The organism is Eubacterium sp. MSJ-33 (genome assembly GCF_022174665.1).
Lineage (GTDB): Bacteria > Bacillota > Clostridia > Lachnospirales > Lachnospiraceae > Coprococcus_C.
This window is the reverse complement of record NZ_CP076562.1, coordinates 2,180,892-2,196,460: the sequence shown is the minus strand read 5'-3', so window position 1 is coordinate 2,196,460 and position 15,569 is coordinate 2,180,892. Positions and strand designations below refer to the sequence as shown.

Here is a 15,569-nt window from a genome sequence, read left to right as displayed (position 1 = left end):
GCACCCACACACATTTCTCATCCTGTGTTCTACATCCAGTAATCTGCCTCACATCTGCAGCTTCCTATGAAATACTTCCAACACTGTTGCTGCGTCCTTGGTCTGCCCCAGATATCCGTACTTCTCCGAAAATACAACGACGCCAACTCGCATCGCATCGCCGACCCTGCCAGCGACATGCTTCGCAATTGCAGCAAGGATACTCTGCATTACCGCTTCCCGCAAGCCTTCTCGTTCCACAACATCCAACATCCGGTCAGTATTGATACAGTTATAAATTTCCTGTACCACATCCGCTCCTGCACCTGCCATCGCCGCATGCACCGCAAAGATTTCTCCTCGTCCATCTGCCACCTTAGAATGTGTGTTAAAGATGCCTGCCGCCAGTTTTACCAGTTTTCCGATATTTCCAACCAACAGGAAATCTTTCATGCCATACGAGATTGCAAGGTCGATCGTATCGCCGATAAAATTGCTCGACTTGACACTTTTTGCAAGATCCAGCCCTAGATATTCGGAAGCGTATGCCTGTCCGTAGTTTCCGGGTGTCACTAACACTTTCTCTTCACCAACTGCATGTAACTGTCGGATTTCTGTCTCGATTGTCGCCACAATCGCCTGCTCGCTCATCGGCTCTAAGATTCCGCTTGTTCCAAGTACCGAAAGTCCACCCTTGATACCAAGCTTCGAGTTAAATGTACGCTTCGCCAGAGTCTCTCCTTCCGGCATCCATACCGTGATGTGCAATGGCTCACAAACATTTGCTTTCTCGCATACATCGCCAACCGCCGCAAATATCATCTGCCGCGGCACACGATTAATTGCCGCCTGCCCGACTGCCTGCTCCAAGCCTTCTTTCGTGACACGCCCGATTCCGATTCCTCCATCCAGCGTCAGATACGGAAATGATTCGCTGGTAAATGCACAGGACCTGTCTTGGCTTCCATCTTTTTGCTCACACACACGCTGCTTCACAAACTCCACTGTCACGCACACATCTGTACCATTCGTCACATCCGGATCATCACCACTATCCTTTACTACCTTATAGCTCGCCTTCCGGCTGTCTGATTCAAGCAGATACACCGGAACGGAAACCGTCATCCCCTTTGGTGTGCGCAAGGTTACCGTATGGCTTTCTACATCAAGCAAAAGCTGCATCGCCGCTGCCTGTGCCGCCGCTGCACTACACGTTCCGGTCGTGATGCCCAGCCGGAGCTTTTTTTGATTTTTAATCACATATTCTTCCATACGCATTTCCAATCTGTAAAATCTTCTTTATTTATACCATTTCATACGGAAATTGTAAATTTATTTCCGTTCCCGCTATGCACCTCTATTTCCAATCTGGTTTTTTCTGCTTACTTTCTTTCTCCTACACCCACCGCATGGGTTTTTCCGGTCTTATATTCTCTTCCGCGCCCACTCCCCGCCACATTTCTCCACCTCGCGTTTCCAATCTGGGTTTTTCTGCTTACTTTCTTTCTCCTACACCCACCGCATGGGTTTTTCCGGCCTTATATTTTATTTCGTGCCCACTTCACTATACCACATGATTTACTTCCAAAAAAAGAGCAGGACTTTCATCCTGCTCCCATGTGAATTACACAATTAACTATTTTTCTTTTCTTCTTCGGATCATACCCGTGATACCGACACCTGCGCCAAGCATAAGCGTAATCATAATCGCTATCGGATATGCATCTCCGGTGGAAACCGTTTTATCCGTTTTCTTGCTTGTCTCTGTTGTCTTCGGGGCACCTGCCTGTGTAGTTGCTCCATCCGGCTGTTCCACGAATGTCTGCTGTGTGGTTGCCTGCTCACCTGTCGTCTGATTTTCTGTCGTTGTCTGTTCGCCTGTTGTGGATGGCGTCGCACCCTTTGCAACAACTACCTTGGTAGATGGCGATGCATAGTAATTTGCTGTCTCCTTGAAGCGCACATAGTAATCTCCATCCGGAAGATTTGTCAATACCTCCGTATTCGCGTCAATCCATGTGCGATTATCCACGCTGTATTCCATCTTCAATGAAAGATTTGCGATTTTTCCATCATTCTTTCCATCAATTGTTTCAGCGGTCGGTACCAGTCCGGTCGGTGCCGCCTGATTTGCCTTACCTATCACAAAGGTCTTATCCACACTGTCATGATATACTCCGATTCCCTCAATATGTATCGTGGCAGTTCCAACATTCACGTTGTTATTATACGTTACTCTATAATTTCTATTGGCCGCAAGCACTACACCATCATAGCTTACAGTCACAGCAGGCACCTTGCTCGTTCCATCATATACAACCGAAGATGTATCCACTGTAATCACAGCTTCCGGATCGGTCAGCCGCTTGTACTTGAGCAATATATTCATTGCAAGCTCTCCATTTTCATCCACAACTGTATTATAGGTATCCGCGGCATTCGGAGATGGTTTTTTTTGTGCGAGCTGATATCCATAAGGCAAAAATTCCTTAATTCCACCAAGCGCATCTTCTACATTACTAAAGCGCACAGTTCCGTAATTGGTAATTCCTGTATTTTTGATGCTCAGCACAGAGTTCTCATCTAGGCTTAATTTTTCAACAAAAAACTGATTTCCGGATGTGCTTAACTGGCTATTCTCAAGCCATACCCCCTCCTTAGGCATCCACTGTAAATCCTTAATTTCCCCTTTCAGATTCTTCAAACGGAGTTTACCATCATTTGCTCCATGATTAATACTTCCGTAAAAGGTTCCGTTCTGTATCGTAAGTGCACATTCTGTATCAATCTCTTGTATCTGCAGTTTGTGTCCACCCAGATCAATGATTATTTTTTTATTGGATAACTCGGTATAATGATTCAATGTTATTACTCTTGCATCACAATTATGCAGCAGCGTCACGGTTTCACCGTTTTCCGCAGCGGTAACTGCGGCTGGTAAGGATGTATAGTCTACTTCACTACCATTACTTTTCGTAAGCTTCGCAATTGGTACATTTGGTTCTGCACATATCATGCATGTACCACCATAATAAACGAACGGATGCTCACAAGTCAATGAATTCATATCATATTTCACGCCATCTATATAGGTGAACACCGCAAAAATATTTGCTTGTGAACTATCAGACTCCATAAATCTTACCATCCCCTCAGCAGGATATGTCCCCACAAACGGCGACGAATACTTCTCCGAGCCACTGTTTATCCGTAATACTATATTTGCCTCCGCATCCGGATTCACGGTTAATGCACCTGCTACGACCGGATAATCTCCGTTTCCTGTAAGCTGCATATTCTTTCCGCTGTAAATTGTCGCATCGCCACCACATACAGAATTTGTTCCAGATTGAATTTCCGTATACATTACATGATTGATGCTTATATTTCCCCCGACTGTCACAGCATGATTCGATATAATATCAACATCCCACCCTTTAGTAATATTCAAATTCCCATTTGCAACAGCATCCTTTGCTTCAATATTAATATTTCCCGCTGCACTCATCGTCAGATTACCGGTTGCAATACCTGACGTCGTATTTTTTAGGTTAATTTCCCCGGCTGTGCTCTCGAGTGTTACATTACTGCCCGTAAACATTGCACCGGAACAGTCATTAACTATACTAATATCTTCATCACTCACAAGGCTGATATCTCCCGTTGCCCTAATTATACCTGATAAGCTGGCCGTCTGGGAATTAAATGTGATGTCTGGTCCTTTTAACGAAACATTTTCCGCATCTATAAATACACCGGATAATTGACTTGTCATAATCACTATTCCGTTGGCAGAAGTTGTCTCAAGAGCTACCGTTGTTAATCCGTAAATCGCGCTAGCATTCCCCGTTGTGCCAATATTGATTTCGCCGGAAAAGCCCTCAGTTCTGATTCCTGCACCATTAGCACCTGTAATCGCCGCAGTTCCATCGACATTCGAAACAATTGTCAGATCTCCTGCACCACTCAGAATAAGTGTGCCACCGTCAATCCGAATCCCTGACATATCTTCAGTATAAAAATTTCCATACACCGTCATGATTCCCGTCGAAGCATCATAGTGTATATAATCTGGTATAACCGTAGCATCGGGTGCAGTCTGTGAAACATCCTGCAGCTGATTCCCCACATACCAATAGTATCCGGTTTCAAGCGTTTTTCCTCCCATGGTTACAGACATACCCTCTGCATTTGCATCCAATACCTGTGAAGCGCATGTGATGTATGCCAGCACAGCAAATATCATAACCAGAGCAATCGTGATTTTCTTCTTCATACCTCTCTCCCTTTCCTCTTTATATCCTCTTTACATTTTTTTCATTCTATTTGTTTATCATGCCTTGTATGTTTCGTCAACCCATCTGGGATGAAATGCACTTTTTTGGGATGAAATGTTATTGCATGCCATAGCATCCTGTATAAATCTGTGCTAAAATATGCTTAAATTTGCACTTATAACAACAAACCGGAATCAATAACAGAAACGATAGTAGGGGAGGAACACTATGCATCTGGCAATCGTTGATGATAATCAAACCGAATTACAGACACTTTATGACACGATATTAGAATATGGCCGTATCCACGATGCAGCCATCTCCTGTGACTGCTATACCTCCTGCGCCGAATTTCTTGCCACCTGCTCACAGATTTCCTATTCATTTGTAATTTTCGACATCTATCTGCAGGATGGAACCGGCATTGATATGGCTGCGGCATTTCGTCAGATAACTCCACACACACCAATCATCTTCCTGACAAGCAGCCCGGAACATCGCGCGGATGCCTTTCGTGTGCACGCCTTTGACTACCTTGAAAAACCGGTGACCCAAGACATGATTTCACGACTTTTTGATGAACTGTCTGTTACACAGGAACCCGATACGGACACACAGACATTCTTGCTTTCTATCGACCGCAACACCGTTCCGGTCTTATATTCCGATATCCAATATATGACATCCGCCTCTAACTACCTCATGATTCATGGACACGAGGTACTCCGTTGCCGTATGCCTTTTCGGGAAGCAGAATCAATTCTCACAAAAGATTCCCGTTTCCTGACGATCAATCGGGGTGTGTTGGTGAATCTGGATTATGTACTGCAAATGCAGGGCACTACTTGTACGATGTCGGATGGAACGATTTTTACAATTCACAGGAAGAATGCATCCGCTATCTCACAGGCATATATTTCACATCAATTTGATCGTCGCACAAAAGCTTTGACCAAAGGAGGGATTGCATGAATTTTATGAATCTATGTTACCGGGCGGCAGAATACGGCGTCATTTTTCCCGGAGTCTTCTTATGTCTCATGCCTGTCGCAGATTGGCTGATTGTCCCACAACGGAGATTATATCCTGTCCTTCTGCCATGCATGATTGCAGTCTGTTTTTTGCTTGCATGGTTTGATTCTGATGGAAGCCACTATACAAATATCTTTTTCTTCCCTCTGCTCGGCATCTGTCTGATTGCATATTTTCTGATGGTGCGGCTGGAAAAGTTGAAGCTTCTGTATATGTTTGTATGCACAACCGCTGCGCTTTCCTTCGGCTGTATCCTGAACTACTATGTCATCGCACAGCTTGTTCCGGATTCCAACATCGACGACAACTCCATCCCGGGGCTTATTCTGCAGTACGCAGTCAGCCTAGTCACAATGGGTTTCCTGCTTGCCATGCGCAAGAAATTCCGATGGCTCTTCGAGAACTTCAACGCCCCTTCCTTCTGGCGGATCGCATGGCTGATGCCCGCCGTTATCACCTTCTGCAACATCTACATGATCCCGATCGATTACAACAACATTCGGGTCGGCAGAGTTTTTCAGATTGCAATGGTGATCGAAGGTGTGCTGTTCCTGTTCTTCATGTTGTTCCAGTCCCTGTTGTACATCATCGCCGTCACGACCTCCCGGAAGATTGAAGCAGATTCCACCGCCCTGATGTACCAGCTTCAGGCAGACCAGTATGAGAAAATGCAGGCATATCTAGATGAGACACGCCGTATCCGGCATGATTTCAAGCATACGATTGCAGTATTGAACGAACTTTCCCAGACCGGCCAGTATGAGAAATTACAGGAATACATCTCCAACTATTCTTCCGAGATATCGAATGTACAGGCACCTGCGACATATTGCGAAAACCCCGTGGTCAACGCAACGATTCATTATTATATGGATATCGCCAGAAGCTATGACATCCGGACAAAGCTGCAGGTTGTTATTCCAAAGGAGATAGCGATTTCGGATATTGACCTGTGCCTGATCTTCGGCAATCTTCTGGATAATGCCATTACCGCCTGCCGTAAAGCAAAAGCAGGCTCCCGCTTCATCCGCCTGTCCGCAGATCTTGACACACCCGGTTTTCTGTATGTTACAATGGTAAATAGTTTTTCAGGCGAAGTGTATAAGAGAAACGGAAAATATATATCCACAAAAGAGAAAAAGAGCGGCATTGGCCTGACTTCGATTCAGGCGACCACGGAAAAATATCAGGGTTCCTCTAATTTTTACACTGAGAATCATGAATTTATCTCAAATATCATGTTAAAACTATAAGAAACAAAGAAACGGAGCAGCTATATGAATATTGCAGTAATCTTTACGGGAGGCACAATCGGCTCATCGATACAACAGAACTATGTATCAACCGATTCACAAATGCCATACCGCCTTTTGGAAATGTATAACGAATCACAAGCTAAAGATAATCCTGATTTTCCGCATTTTATAACAGTGGAACCTTATACAACCTTAAGTGAATATATGAATGGTTCGCATTTGAATCTGCTGATTGCCAGTGTACGGGAGCAGCTCACACGAGAAATAGACGGCATTATCATCACACACGGAACCGATACGCTTCCTTTTACCGCTGCCGCACTTGGTATGTGCTTTGCCTATGCCAAAATTCCGGTTTTGCTTGTATCCAGCAATTATATCTTAGATGATCCACGCGCAAATGGACTGACGAACTTCACTGCTGCAGTTGATTACATATACGACTGGAAGCATACGCATTCCGGACAGGGAACCTCCAATGAAACACCTGTTTCTCCGGATACAGCAACGGCTATGTATACCCCGAACTTCCCGATTCTTCCAACAGCCGTCGGCATCGCTTACTGCAACACAGGGGATTCGCCAAAAATCTATAATGCACTTGGCATCTACAATCATCGTCCGTTTGATGACAGTCTGTATGAACGCCCCTATGATGCATATGCAGAGGCAATCGCGCCCGTTCTGCGGAAATGTTCTGTTATAGGCTGCTTTGCACCAGATAACATTTGCACATCAGGCGCCTTCTTCAATGCAGCCTGTCCTGTATGCTTTTTCCAATCTATGCCGGGCATCCGGTATCACCTGCCGGACGGCGCACGCGCAGTGTTAATCCGTGCCTACCATTCTGGTACGATTAATACCAAATCTCCATCCCTGCTTGCACTCGCCGAACAGGCTGCGCACAAAAAAATCCCGATCTATCTGACCGGAATTTCCGCAGAATCCACGGATTATGACAGCAAGGCAGTTTATGAGTCTCTCAGGATTATCCCACTCCCGGAATACAGTCCGATTGTCGCGTATATGTACCTGTGGTACAGATACAGCCGGAACGACGAATGAACGTGCAGACATGTCATACCATTCACATGCCAGATACAAGCCTCATATATGATATATCCAAATTTACCTAATAAAAAAGTGTACGCCGTCGTACACTTTTTATATTCATATTCAATTACTTTCCCTGCATGAATTCCTGCAGCTTCTGAAGATTTGCTTCCATCTGACCGTAACCGTTCTGATAGAATGCTTCCTGCTTTTCTTTATCCTGTTCGAACTTGCTGATACTGTCTAACTCCGGACGAAGCACCAGAAGCTTTCCTTCCTTCTCGTAGCGGTCAATCCGGTCTAACTGCTTCGCGTACATCTCTCTCCTGCGCATCAGTGTATCATAGAACGCCGGATACTTCTTCTTATATGTCCGCATCAGTACACGAATCTTCCCATAGTTTGTCGGTGCTTCTTCCGGTTTTCTGGTCAGTATACAGACTACCCGGTCGCATCCAACCGTAAATGCCCGCTTCACCGGAATCGAATCTGCCAGACTTCCATCCATATAGTGAAACCCATCTAACTCGACCGGATTACACAGTACCGGAACCGAACACGATGCCTTCACTGCTGTCAGCATACGCTTCTCATCGTCTGTCTTCGCGATATATTCCGCTTTTCCGGTCTCACAGTTTGTCACCACGAGTTCTACTTCCGATGGTGACGCAAGGAATTTCTCAAAATCAAATGGGTACTGCTTGTGCGAAAACTCCATCACCATACGGTCTAAATCAAGCATCTTTTTGCTTTTGCGCATCTGTTTGACGCCATAATATGCATTTTCACCGCTTGCGGTGATTGTCCATTTGGTACGGCCTTTTTGTCCTGCCAGATAATTAACTGCGTTTCCAGCGCCGGCAGATACTCCTACCACATAATCAAATACTATCTGATTATCCATCAGGCAGTCCAATGCTCCTGCAGTAAAAAGCCCACGGAACGCACCGCCCTCTAATACAATACCTGTCTTCACGTTTTTCATCTCCTCGGATCTGCTTCCTTTAATTCATCCAGCTTCTCCTGTATCCTCATCTTCACCAACTCACATACATCCGGCTTCCGCAGCTTCCCATATTCCTCATAAGGAATCTGTGGGAGAAAATGCACCTGTGTCCGGACCTTACCGAAGGTGTTTGTATCCATTGACCGCCACGAATCGTAAATCACAACCGGTACGATCGGAGTCTTTGATTTTAATGAACACGCAAAACACCCGGACTTAAATTCCTGTAACTCATTTTTATTATCGGTATACCCGCCCTCCGGGAAAATCAAATACGGTTTCCCCGCCTTCACGCGCTCGGCAATCGTCTTCAACGCTCCGATCTGCTGCTTCGGATCCTCAAACGATATCGTGGTTCCCTCCACCAGACCACATACCTGTCTTGCAACCAGACGGTCTGCGGATTTCTCTTCCCACAACATCGCACACGGCTTTGGATGTGCCAGCATGATCCCAAGTGCATCGTATTTGCCCTGATGGTTCGCATACATGATATAACCGCCATCCTGTGGCAGATTCTCCCTGCCATATACATCGGTTTTCGTACGGGCACGTCTGCGCATATGATTCTCGATTTTCATCGCAAATGCATACCGTTGCTGTTCGGTGTATTTTTCTTTGTGTTTTATCATATAATTCGCACGCGGAATATGCGTGGCAACGAACAACGGACTCGTTGCAACAACGAATTTAAATCTCAAATTTTTCAATCTATCTCAACCCTTATCTCCCCATGCCATCCTGCATAATTCTGTGTCTGCCTGCAAACAGGATCTATCACAACATCTTCTTTTTTCGCAGCACGATTGTCACAACAATGCAGATGACAAGCGTAAGCACACATATAATCATAAATCCCCATGGCTCCTTTGAAAATGGCATACCATTGCCATTTACATTCATACCATATAATCCCGATATAATCGTCGGTATGGACATGACGATTGTAATCGCAGCCAGCAGCTTCATGATGTTGTTCAGACGGTTATCGATCACGGTTGACATCAGCTCCCGTGTACCCTTTAAGATATCCCGGTAGATCTGCGTCATCTCTATCGCCTGCAGATTCTCGACAATCACATCATCCAGCAATTCCTGATCTTCCGGGAATTTCCGGATTCCGCTATACCGTGTCAGACGGTCTACAACCATCCGATTCGCACGCAATGATGTATCAAAATACACCAGGTTGGATTCCATCTCATGCAGGTTGACGATATCGGCATCTTCCGTTGCGCCTCCCATACGTTCCTCCATCTCAAGTCTGCGCCGGTCAATAATACGAAGATACGACTGATATAACATACTCGTCCGATACATAATCTGATAAGTAAAACGTACCTGCTTCTTCGTAGTAAAATCCCGTATATTATTGACAATAAAATGCTTCAGCACCGGAGTTTCCGCCGAACACACCGTAATAATTGCATCATCCGTCCATACAACCCCCAGCGGGATGGTTGTATATGCCTCCTGATTGTGTCGGATCTCCACCGACGGAATATCAAATAATATTAAAACATAATCATCGTTGACATCCACACGGGATGATTCCTCATCATCCAGCGCAGCCCGGATATCTGCGAGATCCACATTATATCTTCTTGCAATCTCAAGACTCTCATCCTGTGTCGGCGCCGTCAGATTGATCCATGTACCAGGCATAAACTCATCAATCTGTCTGAATTTTCCATTCTCTGTAATGTACTTACTGATCATATCCTTCTCGCCTCATTGTCTCCCTTTTTCATGGCAAAAGCCTCACTGTCACATATTTTATCACGACTTTTCCCATTCGGAAACCCCTAAATATATTTCTTTAAATAAATATTCACTCTGCCTTTTCGCGTCTCACTTCCGGCACCGCAATACCGAAACTTTCCATACCCGCGGACCGAGAAACTATCGCCCTCTTTTAAGACCAGACTGTTGCGTTCCTCGATTCTGCCGTTCCGTGTAACTTTCTTCGCCCGGAACATATCCAGCGTCTCGTTGCGGGAGCATTTCGTGACAGCTGCAACGATGGCATCAAACCTCGGTGCACTGACAATCACGTGTATATCCTCAAGTGTGGGCTTCAGATCCTCGATCCCGCCCTCCACGAGAGATGTTTTCACGTTCGTATGTTTTATCTTTGTCAGTTGCTCCATAATATATGCAGCGATATTCTCCTGACAGAAAATATATGCCCGCTTTCCATCCTTTACCAGAATGTCACCGAGCACAGACCGTTCAATCCCCAGATTCATGAGTGCACCGAGAAAATCGCGATGGCTCAAATCTTCAGCGAATTTATCCAGCAGTGGTTCTACCAGAATAATCGAGATAGGAAACACTCCCTCATAACCAAACAATTCTTCCGAACCAAACTGTACCATCTGCCGTTCACACTCCGGCGTTCCACCGAAGCAGGTCATCCCCACGAAGGAGAAATCCGCCTGCTTCTCATAGACCACCGCAAGCTCCGCGGAAGTTAAGAATCCGGTGTATGTATAAATATTTTGTCTGTATGCACGCTTCGCCAAGTCCTGCAAACGCGCAATCAATACCTGTTCTTCATTCATAATTCTATCTTACCTGTCACCACGCATAAACATGATGACCTGCGCGCAACATCCACGCCGCTCATTTGCAATCGTTCTGTCACGCTCGACTAGCCAAGAATCGCCTTGTCGTTCGCAAATTCCTCGCCGCTTGCCTCTTCAAACTTGTGAAGCAGATCTGCAACCGTCAGCTTCTTCTTCTCTTCACCACGGATATCGAGAATGATATTGCCATCCATCATCATGATCAGACGGTTTCCGTGTGCGATTGCATCCTTCATATTATGTGTAATCATCAAAGTGGTCAGATTATCACGGTTAACAATCATATCTGTCGTCTGCAACACCTTCGCTGCCGTCTTTGGATCAAGGGCTGCTGTATGCTCATCGAGAAGCAGAAGCTTCGGCTTCTTCAAGGTTGCCATGAGCAATGTGAGTGCCTGTCTCTGTCCACCGGACAGAAGTCCTACCTTGGAGGTCATACGATCTTCAAGGCCAAGTCCCAGTGTTGCCAGCATCTCACGATACTTTGCATGCTCCTTCTTCGTGATTCCGGCTTTCAAAGTACGGCTGTCTCCCCGTCGGAGTGCCAGTGCCAGATTCTCCTGAATCTCCATTGTCGCTGCTGTTCCGGTCATTGGATCCTGGAACACACGTCCGAGATATTTGGCACGCTTATACTCCGGAAGCTTTGTCACATCGGCATCCCCGATCAGGATTTGTCCCTGATCGACCGGCCATACACCTGCGATTGCATTTAACATCGTAGACTTACCGGCTCCGTTTCCACCGATGACAGTTACGAAATCGCCATCCTCCAGCGTCAGATTCAGTCCTCTTAACGCCATTTTCTCATTGACCGTTCCCGCATTGAAGGTCTTATAAATATTCTTCAGCTCTAACATAGTATTTACGCCTCCTTCTTCTCTGCGGATGCCGCAAGCTTCTTACCCTTGTTGAAATGCTTTCCCTTCCAGTAAGGCACTGCAAGGAACACTGCTACAATAAGCGCCTGGAACAGTTTCAACAAGTCTGTGTCAACACCGAGCCAGATAACAATCTGCAATACAATGAAGTAGATCACACCGCCGATACCAACCGACAGAAGCTTCAATGCGAAGTTCTTGAAGATACGGCTGAATATGGCTTCTCCGATGATAACCGATGCCAGACCGATGACAATCGCACCTTTACCCATATTGATATCTGCAAATCCCTGATACTGTCCGAGGCAGGCACTTGCAAATGCAACTAAACCATTTGAAATCATCAAACCGAGAACCTTGTTGAAATTCGTGTTGATACCCTGTGCACGCGCCATATTCTCGTTACAACCCGTTGCACGAAGTGAGCTTCCAAGCTCTGTACCGAAGAACCAGTACAAAATTCCGATGACAACAATCATAAATATAAATACGACAAAAATAGAATTCTTATAGAATGCAACTCTCTTGATGTAACGAAGAGAAACTGCCAGATCGTATTTGTCGACATTGATCGGCTGATTTGCCTTTCCCATAATCTTCAGGTTCACACCCCACAAACCAAGCTGTGTCAGAATACCTGCTAAGATCGCCGGGATTCCCATCGTCGTGTGGAACAAACCTGTTACAAGACCCACGAGCATACCGGCAAGTGTCGCGATCGCCATCGCGGCTGCTATATGGTATCCCTTCTGCATCAACATAATACATACTGCTGCACCGGTACACATCGTTCCATCGACAGACAAATCGGCGATGTCCAGAATCCGGAACGTGATGTACACGCCAATCGCCATAATGCCCCAGATCAGACCTTGGGCAATCGCGCCCGGCATGGCATTGAATAAAGCACTTACATCCATTTCTTTCTCTCCTTTATATAACAAAAATCGGGTAGAAAAACTCTACCCGACTACTATACTATAATAATACAGCAAAAATCAAGTAAATACGCTTGTTTTCGCTATGCTTTTCCATTACTCGTTTGCGATTACCTCATAATCGTCCGGTACGGTTATACCAAGCTCATCACAGATATCCTTGTTGTACTTCTTCGTAAACTGTGGTGCATACTCGATTGGCATCTCCTCAATCTTAGACTCACCCTTCAGGATCTTCGCTGCCATCTTACCTGTTGCAACACCTAAATCATAGTAGCTGATAGAAAGTGTAGCGACACCACAGCCCTTACAGATACCTTCCTCACCTGCAACAACCGGAGTCTTTGCCGGCATACAGATATTCTTGATGATCTCTGTATTGGCAGCAACTGTGTTGTCCGTCGGAACATAGATTACATCACTTGCGTTCGCTGCAGATGTTGTGACAGTCGAAAGGTCATTGGAATCTGAGAATGAATAATACTCACATGTATATCCAAGCTTCTCCAAAGCAGCCTTTACCGTATCTACCTGATACTGTGAGTTTGCCTCAGCAGAACAATAAAGAAGACCAACCTTCTTTGCATCCGGGAACAGCTCCTTGATCATGTCTGCCTGGCTCTCCAACGGTGCAAGATCCGATGTACCGGAAATATTTCTGCCAACTGTACCGTTAAAATCGGAAATCTCAAGTGCAACACCATATTCTGTTACGGATGTACCAAGAATCGGAATTGTGTCTGTACCAGCTGCTGCTGCCTGTAATGCAGGCGTTGCATTTGCAAGGATCAAATCTACATCACTGCTCACAAAACCGTTGATGATTGTTGAACAGGTATTTGGATCGCCCTGTGCGTTCTGCTCATCAAACTTGATTCCGTCTTCACCAAACTCTTCTACCAAAGCATCCTTAAAGCCCTTTGTTGCGGCATCGAGTGCCTCATGCTGTACTAACTGACAGATACCTACCGTATAAGTATCATCCTTCTTGCCTCCACAGGCGCAAAGGGAAAGTGTCATTGCAGCAACAGATGCAACAGCAAGGAATTTCTTGAATTTTCTCATACTTTTCATCCTCCTCATCGATATGGGTGTCTTTGTCCCATCTCTATCTTTTCGTTTCTTTGTTTCTTTTACACTAATATGTTAATGAGTTAACGGTTTAGTGCAATAAAGTATTTCAGTAACCGATTAAACCACTATTTTTTATATTTGTCAATATTTTGTAACCTTTTTCCTCTGCCATGTGTATAATCTTTGAAAGGCCTTTTGAAACAAACGGAGGATATGCTATATGAGAATACCAATACGCATATTGATTGACGAATATCAATCTCATTTATACAGGATTGCCTTCAACATATGCAAGAACCGGGAAGATGCAGAGGATATCGTACAGGACACATTCGTGCAATACCATATTGCAAATAAGGAATACGATGACGAGTCGCACATCCGTGCCTGGCTGATGCGGGTTACGATCAACAAATCCAGGAACACACTCCGGTCGTTCTGGCGGAAGCACCGGCAATCCCTTGAATCCTATATGGAAGAGCTGAATTTTCCGGATTCACAGAGTGAAGAATTATTTGAAGCGGTTATGAAGCTTCCTGAGAAACAACGCACCGTGATTCATCTCTTTTATTATGAGGATTATTCCATCAAAGAAATCGCAGAGATTCTGCATGTAAGCGAGAGCAACGTCAAGGTTCGCCTGAACCGTGGACGTGCTGCTCTCCGCAAGATAATTAAGGAGGATTGGAACTATGACGAATCATGAAAAATATAAGCAGGCATTTGACTGCCTGACCACCGACGCGGAAATCAACTTAAACCAGACATCCATCCGGCACAGCCGCACCACGCGTGTTGTCCGGCGCATATGCTATACTGCCGCATGTCTGGTAATGCTTTTTGCCGCATCAAACGGCATCTGTTACGCAGCGACCGGGAAATCTCTCGTGCACACAATCATTGTTATGGCAGATGGCTCGAATGTGGAGATCTCCGAAGACGACAACTCGGTTACATTTACCATCGAAAAAACCGGGGATCTTTCTTACACGACCGCCGAGAACGGACGCCTGTATCTAAATCTGAATGATGAGAAAACAGACATCACCGATCAGTGCAGCGACACAGACTATTTCCGGAAGGATTACACCGATTCCGAGGGAAATAAGCATGTGCTCATCGCAGGCGGAACCGTGGAAAGCTATGGCTGGGCAGAGTATATCTTCAATGCAGAGGGGAAATATATTTTCAACACGATGAATATCCCAACTGACGAGGCGAATCCGGATGAGACGCCTGTATGGTTTGCGAAAGCTGAAAAAGACCTTGGAGTTGACGCAGACGCTCTGTTAGAGCAGGGCGGTTCCTACAAAATAGATGAAACCGGCATCGAACAGACTGAAACCGTGACCGAATCTGCACAATAATTGATTTTGCCGTTGCAACTACCCCCTGTATCCGCTATAATCATTACAGACTATTGTGCAAAATATGCAAATAATCATGCATTTTTTGTACGAATTGATTAGCAACAGGGGGTAATTT

At 45.3% G+C, this 15,569-nt stretch carries 14 protein-coding genes; 5 read left to right on the top strand and 9 right to left on the bottom strand.

Features of this window, described 5'->3' with window-relative positions; all coding sequences use genetic code 11:
* Window positions 1-48: 48 nt before the first annotated feature.
* Both cbiD and KP625_RS10245 read right to left on the bottom strand, forming a co-directional pair.
* Window positions 49-1,251: a cobalt-precorrin-5B (C(1))-methyltransferase CbiD gene (gene cbiD / locus KP625_RS10250; protein ID WP_238297701.1), complete on the bottom strand. Its 1,203-nt coding sequence runs from the start codon at window positions 1,249-1,251 to the stop codon at window positions 49-51.
* Between the two features lie 364 nt (window positions 1,252-1,615).
* On the bottom strand, window positions 1,616-4,255 hold the full coding sequence (locus tag KP625_RS10245; RefSeq protein WP_238297699.1) for a hypothetical protein: 2,640 nt from the start codon (window positions 4,253-4,255) through the stop codon (window positions 1,616-1,618).
* Window positions 4,256-4,484: 229 nt separating this feature from the next.
* Between KP625_RS10245 and KP625_RS10240 the strand changes: the two genes are divergently transcribed.
* From KP625_RS10240 to KP625_RS10230, 3 genes are read left to right on the top strand one after another with little or no spacing between them, the layout of a single operon-like run.
* A complete protein-coding gene (locus KP625_RS10240; RefSeq protein WP_238297698.1) occupies window positions 4,485-5,228 on the top strand; it encodes a LytR/AlgR family response regulator transcription factor in 744 nt (247 codons plus the stop codon).
* Window positions 5,225-6,541 carry a sensor histidine kinase gene (locus tag KP625_RS10235; protein WP_238297696.1) on the top strand — a complete coding sequence of 439 codons (1,317 nt, stop codon included), beginning with the start codon at window positions 5,225-5,227 and terminating at the stop codon, window positions 6,539-6,541. The genes KP625_RS10240 and KP625_RS10235 overlap by 4 nt, the downstream gene beginning before the upstream one ends.
* Before the next feature lie 24 nt (window positions 6,542-6,565).
* A complete protein-coding gene (locus KP625_RS10230) occupies window positions 6,566-7,609 on the top strand; it encodes an asparaginase domain-containing protein (protein WP_238297694.1) in 1,044 nt (347 codons plus the stop codon).
* Between the two features lie 115 nt (window positions 7,610-7,724).
* On the opposite strand, the gene KP625_RS10225 is transcribed toward KP625_RS10230, so the two are convergent.
* The 7 genes from KP625_RS10225 to KP625_RS10195 form a co-directional block, all read right to left on the bottom strand.
* Window positions 7,725-8,573 (bottom strand): patatin-like phospholipase family protein, encoded by an 849-nt coding sequence (locus KP625_RS10225; RefSeq protein ID WP_238297692.1) that lies wholly within the window; start codon window positions 8,571-8,573, stop codon window positions 7,725-7,727.
* Between the two features lie 5 nt (window positions 8,574-8,578).
* Window positions 8,579-9,304 carry a lysophospholipid acyltransferase family protein gene (locus KP625_RS10220; protein WP_238297690.1) on the bottom strand — a complete coding sequence of 242 codons (726 nt, stop codon included), beginning with the start codon at window positions 9,302-9,304 and terminating at the stop codon, window positions 8,579-8,581.
* 76 nt (window positions 9,305-9,380) lie between these two features.
* Window positions 9,381-10,322, bottom strand: coding sequence for a magnesium transporter CorA family protein (locus KP625_RS10215; protein WP_238297688.1), 942 nt, complete (start codon window positions 10,320-10,322; stop codon window positions 9,381-9,383).
* An 86-nt stretch (window positions 10,323-10,408) separates the two neighbouring features.
* Window positions 10,409-11,167 carry a YlmH/Sll1252 family protein gene (locus KP625_RS10210; protein WP_238297686.1) on the bottom strand — a complete coding sequence of 253 codons (759 nt, stop codon included), beginning with the start codon at window positions 11,165-11,167 and terminating at the stop codon, window positions 10,409-10,411.
* Window positions 11,168-11,256: 89 nt separating this feature from the next.
* Window positions 11,257-12,051, bottom strand: a complete 795-nt coding sequence (locus KP625_RS10205) for an ABC transporter ATP-binding protein (RefSeq protein ID WP_021984572.1) — start codon at window positions 12,049-12,051, stop codon at window positions 11,257-11,259.
* A 5-nt stretch (window positions 12,052-12,056) separates the two neighbouring features.
* Complete coding sequence (locus tag KP625_RS10200; protein WP_177970004.1) at window positions 12,057-12,992, bottom strand: ABC transporter permease; 936 nt, start codon at window positions 12,990-12,992, stop codon at window positions 12,057-12,059.
* 114 nt (window positions 12,993-13,106) lie between these two features.
* The gene (locus KP625_RS10195) at window positions 13,107-14,075 is read right to left on the bottom strand and encodes an ABC transporter substrate-binding protein (RefSeq protein WP_238297685.1); all 969 of its coding nucleotides are present in this window, start codon (window positions 14,073-14,075) and stop codon (window positions 13,107-13,109) included.
* A gap of 229 nt (window positions 14,076-14,304) precedes the next feature.
* Between KP625_RS10195 and KP625_RS10190 the strand changes: the two genes are divergently transcribed.
* Window positions 14,305-14,790: an RNA polymerase sigma factor gene (locus KP625_RS10190; RefSeq protein ID WP_238297684.1), complete on the top strand. Its 486-nt coding sequence runs from the start codon at window positions 14,305-14,307 to the stop codon at window positions 14,788-14,790.
* Complete coding sequence (locus tag KP625_RS10185; protein ID WP_238297683.1) at window positions 14,777-15,451, top strand: hypothetical protein; 675 nt, start codon at window positions 14,777-14,779, stop codon at window positions 15,449-15,451. The genes KP625_RS10190 and KP625_RS10185 overlap by 14 nt, the downstream gene beginning before the upstream one ends.
* The last annotated feature ends 118 nt before the right edge of the window (window positions 15,452-15,569 follow it).

Excerpts from the sequence above, each read along its gene's own strand:
- cbiD (WP_238297701.1), bottom strand. The coding sequence starts at position 1,251 with ATGGAAGAATATGTGATTAAAAATCAAAAAAAGCTCCGGCTGGGCATC.
- KP625_RS10245 (WP_238297699.1), bottom strand. The coding sequence starts at position 4,255 with ATGAAGAAGAAAATCACGATTGCTCTGGTTATGATATTTGCTGTGCTG.
- KP625_RS10240 (WP_238297698.1), top strand. The coding sequence starts at position 4,485 with ATGCATCTGGCAATCGTTGATGATAATCAAACCGAATTACAGACACTT.
- KP625_RS10235 (WP_238297696.1), top strand. The coding sequence starts at position 5,225 with ATGAATTTTATGAATCTATGTTACCGGGCGGCAGAATACGGCGTCATT.
- KP625_RS10230 (WP_238297694.1), top strand. The coding sequence starts at position 6,566 with ATGAATATTGCAGTAATCTTTACGGGAGGCACAATCGGCTCATCGATA.
- KP625_RS10215 (WP_238297688.1), bottom strand. The coding sequence starts at position 10,322 with ATGATCAGTAAGTACATTACAGAGAATGGAAAATTCAGACAGATTGAT.
- KP625_RS10210 (WP_238297686.1), bottom strand. The coding sequence starts at position 11,167 with ATGAATGAAGAACAGGTATTGATTGCGCGTTTGCAGGACTTGGCGAAG.
- KP625_RS10205 (WP_021984572.1), bottom strand. The coding sequence starts at position 12,051 with ATGTTAGAGCTGAAGAATATTTATAAGACCTTCAATGCGGGAACGGTC.
- KP625_RS10200 (WP_177970004.1), bottom strand. The coding sequence starts at position 12,992 with ATGGATGTAAGTGCTTTATTCAATGCCATGCCGGGCGCGATTGCCCAA.
- KP625_RS10195 (WP_238297685.1), bottom strand. The coding sequence starts at position 14,075 with ATGAGAAAATTCAAGAAATTCCTTGCTGTTGCATCTGTTGCTGCAATG.
- KP625_RS10190 (WP_238297684.1), top strand. The coding sequence starts at position 14,305 with ATGAGAATACCAATACGCATATTGATTGACGAATATCAATCTCATTTA.
- KP625_RS10185 (WP_238297683.1), top strand. The coding sequence starts at position 14,777 with ATGACGAATCATGAAAAATATAAGCAGGCATTTGACTGCCTGACCACC.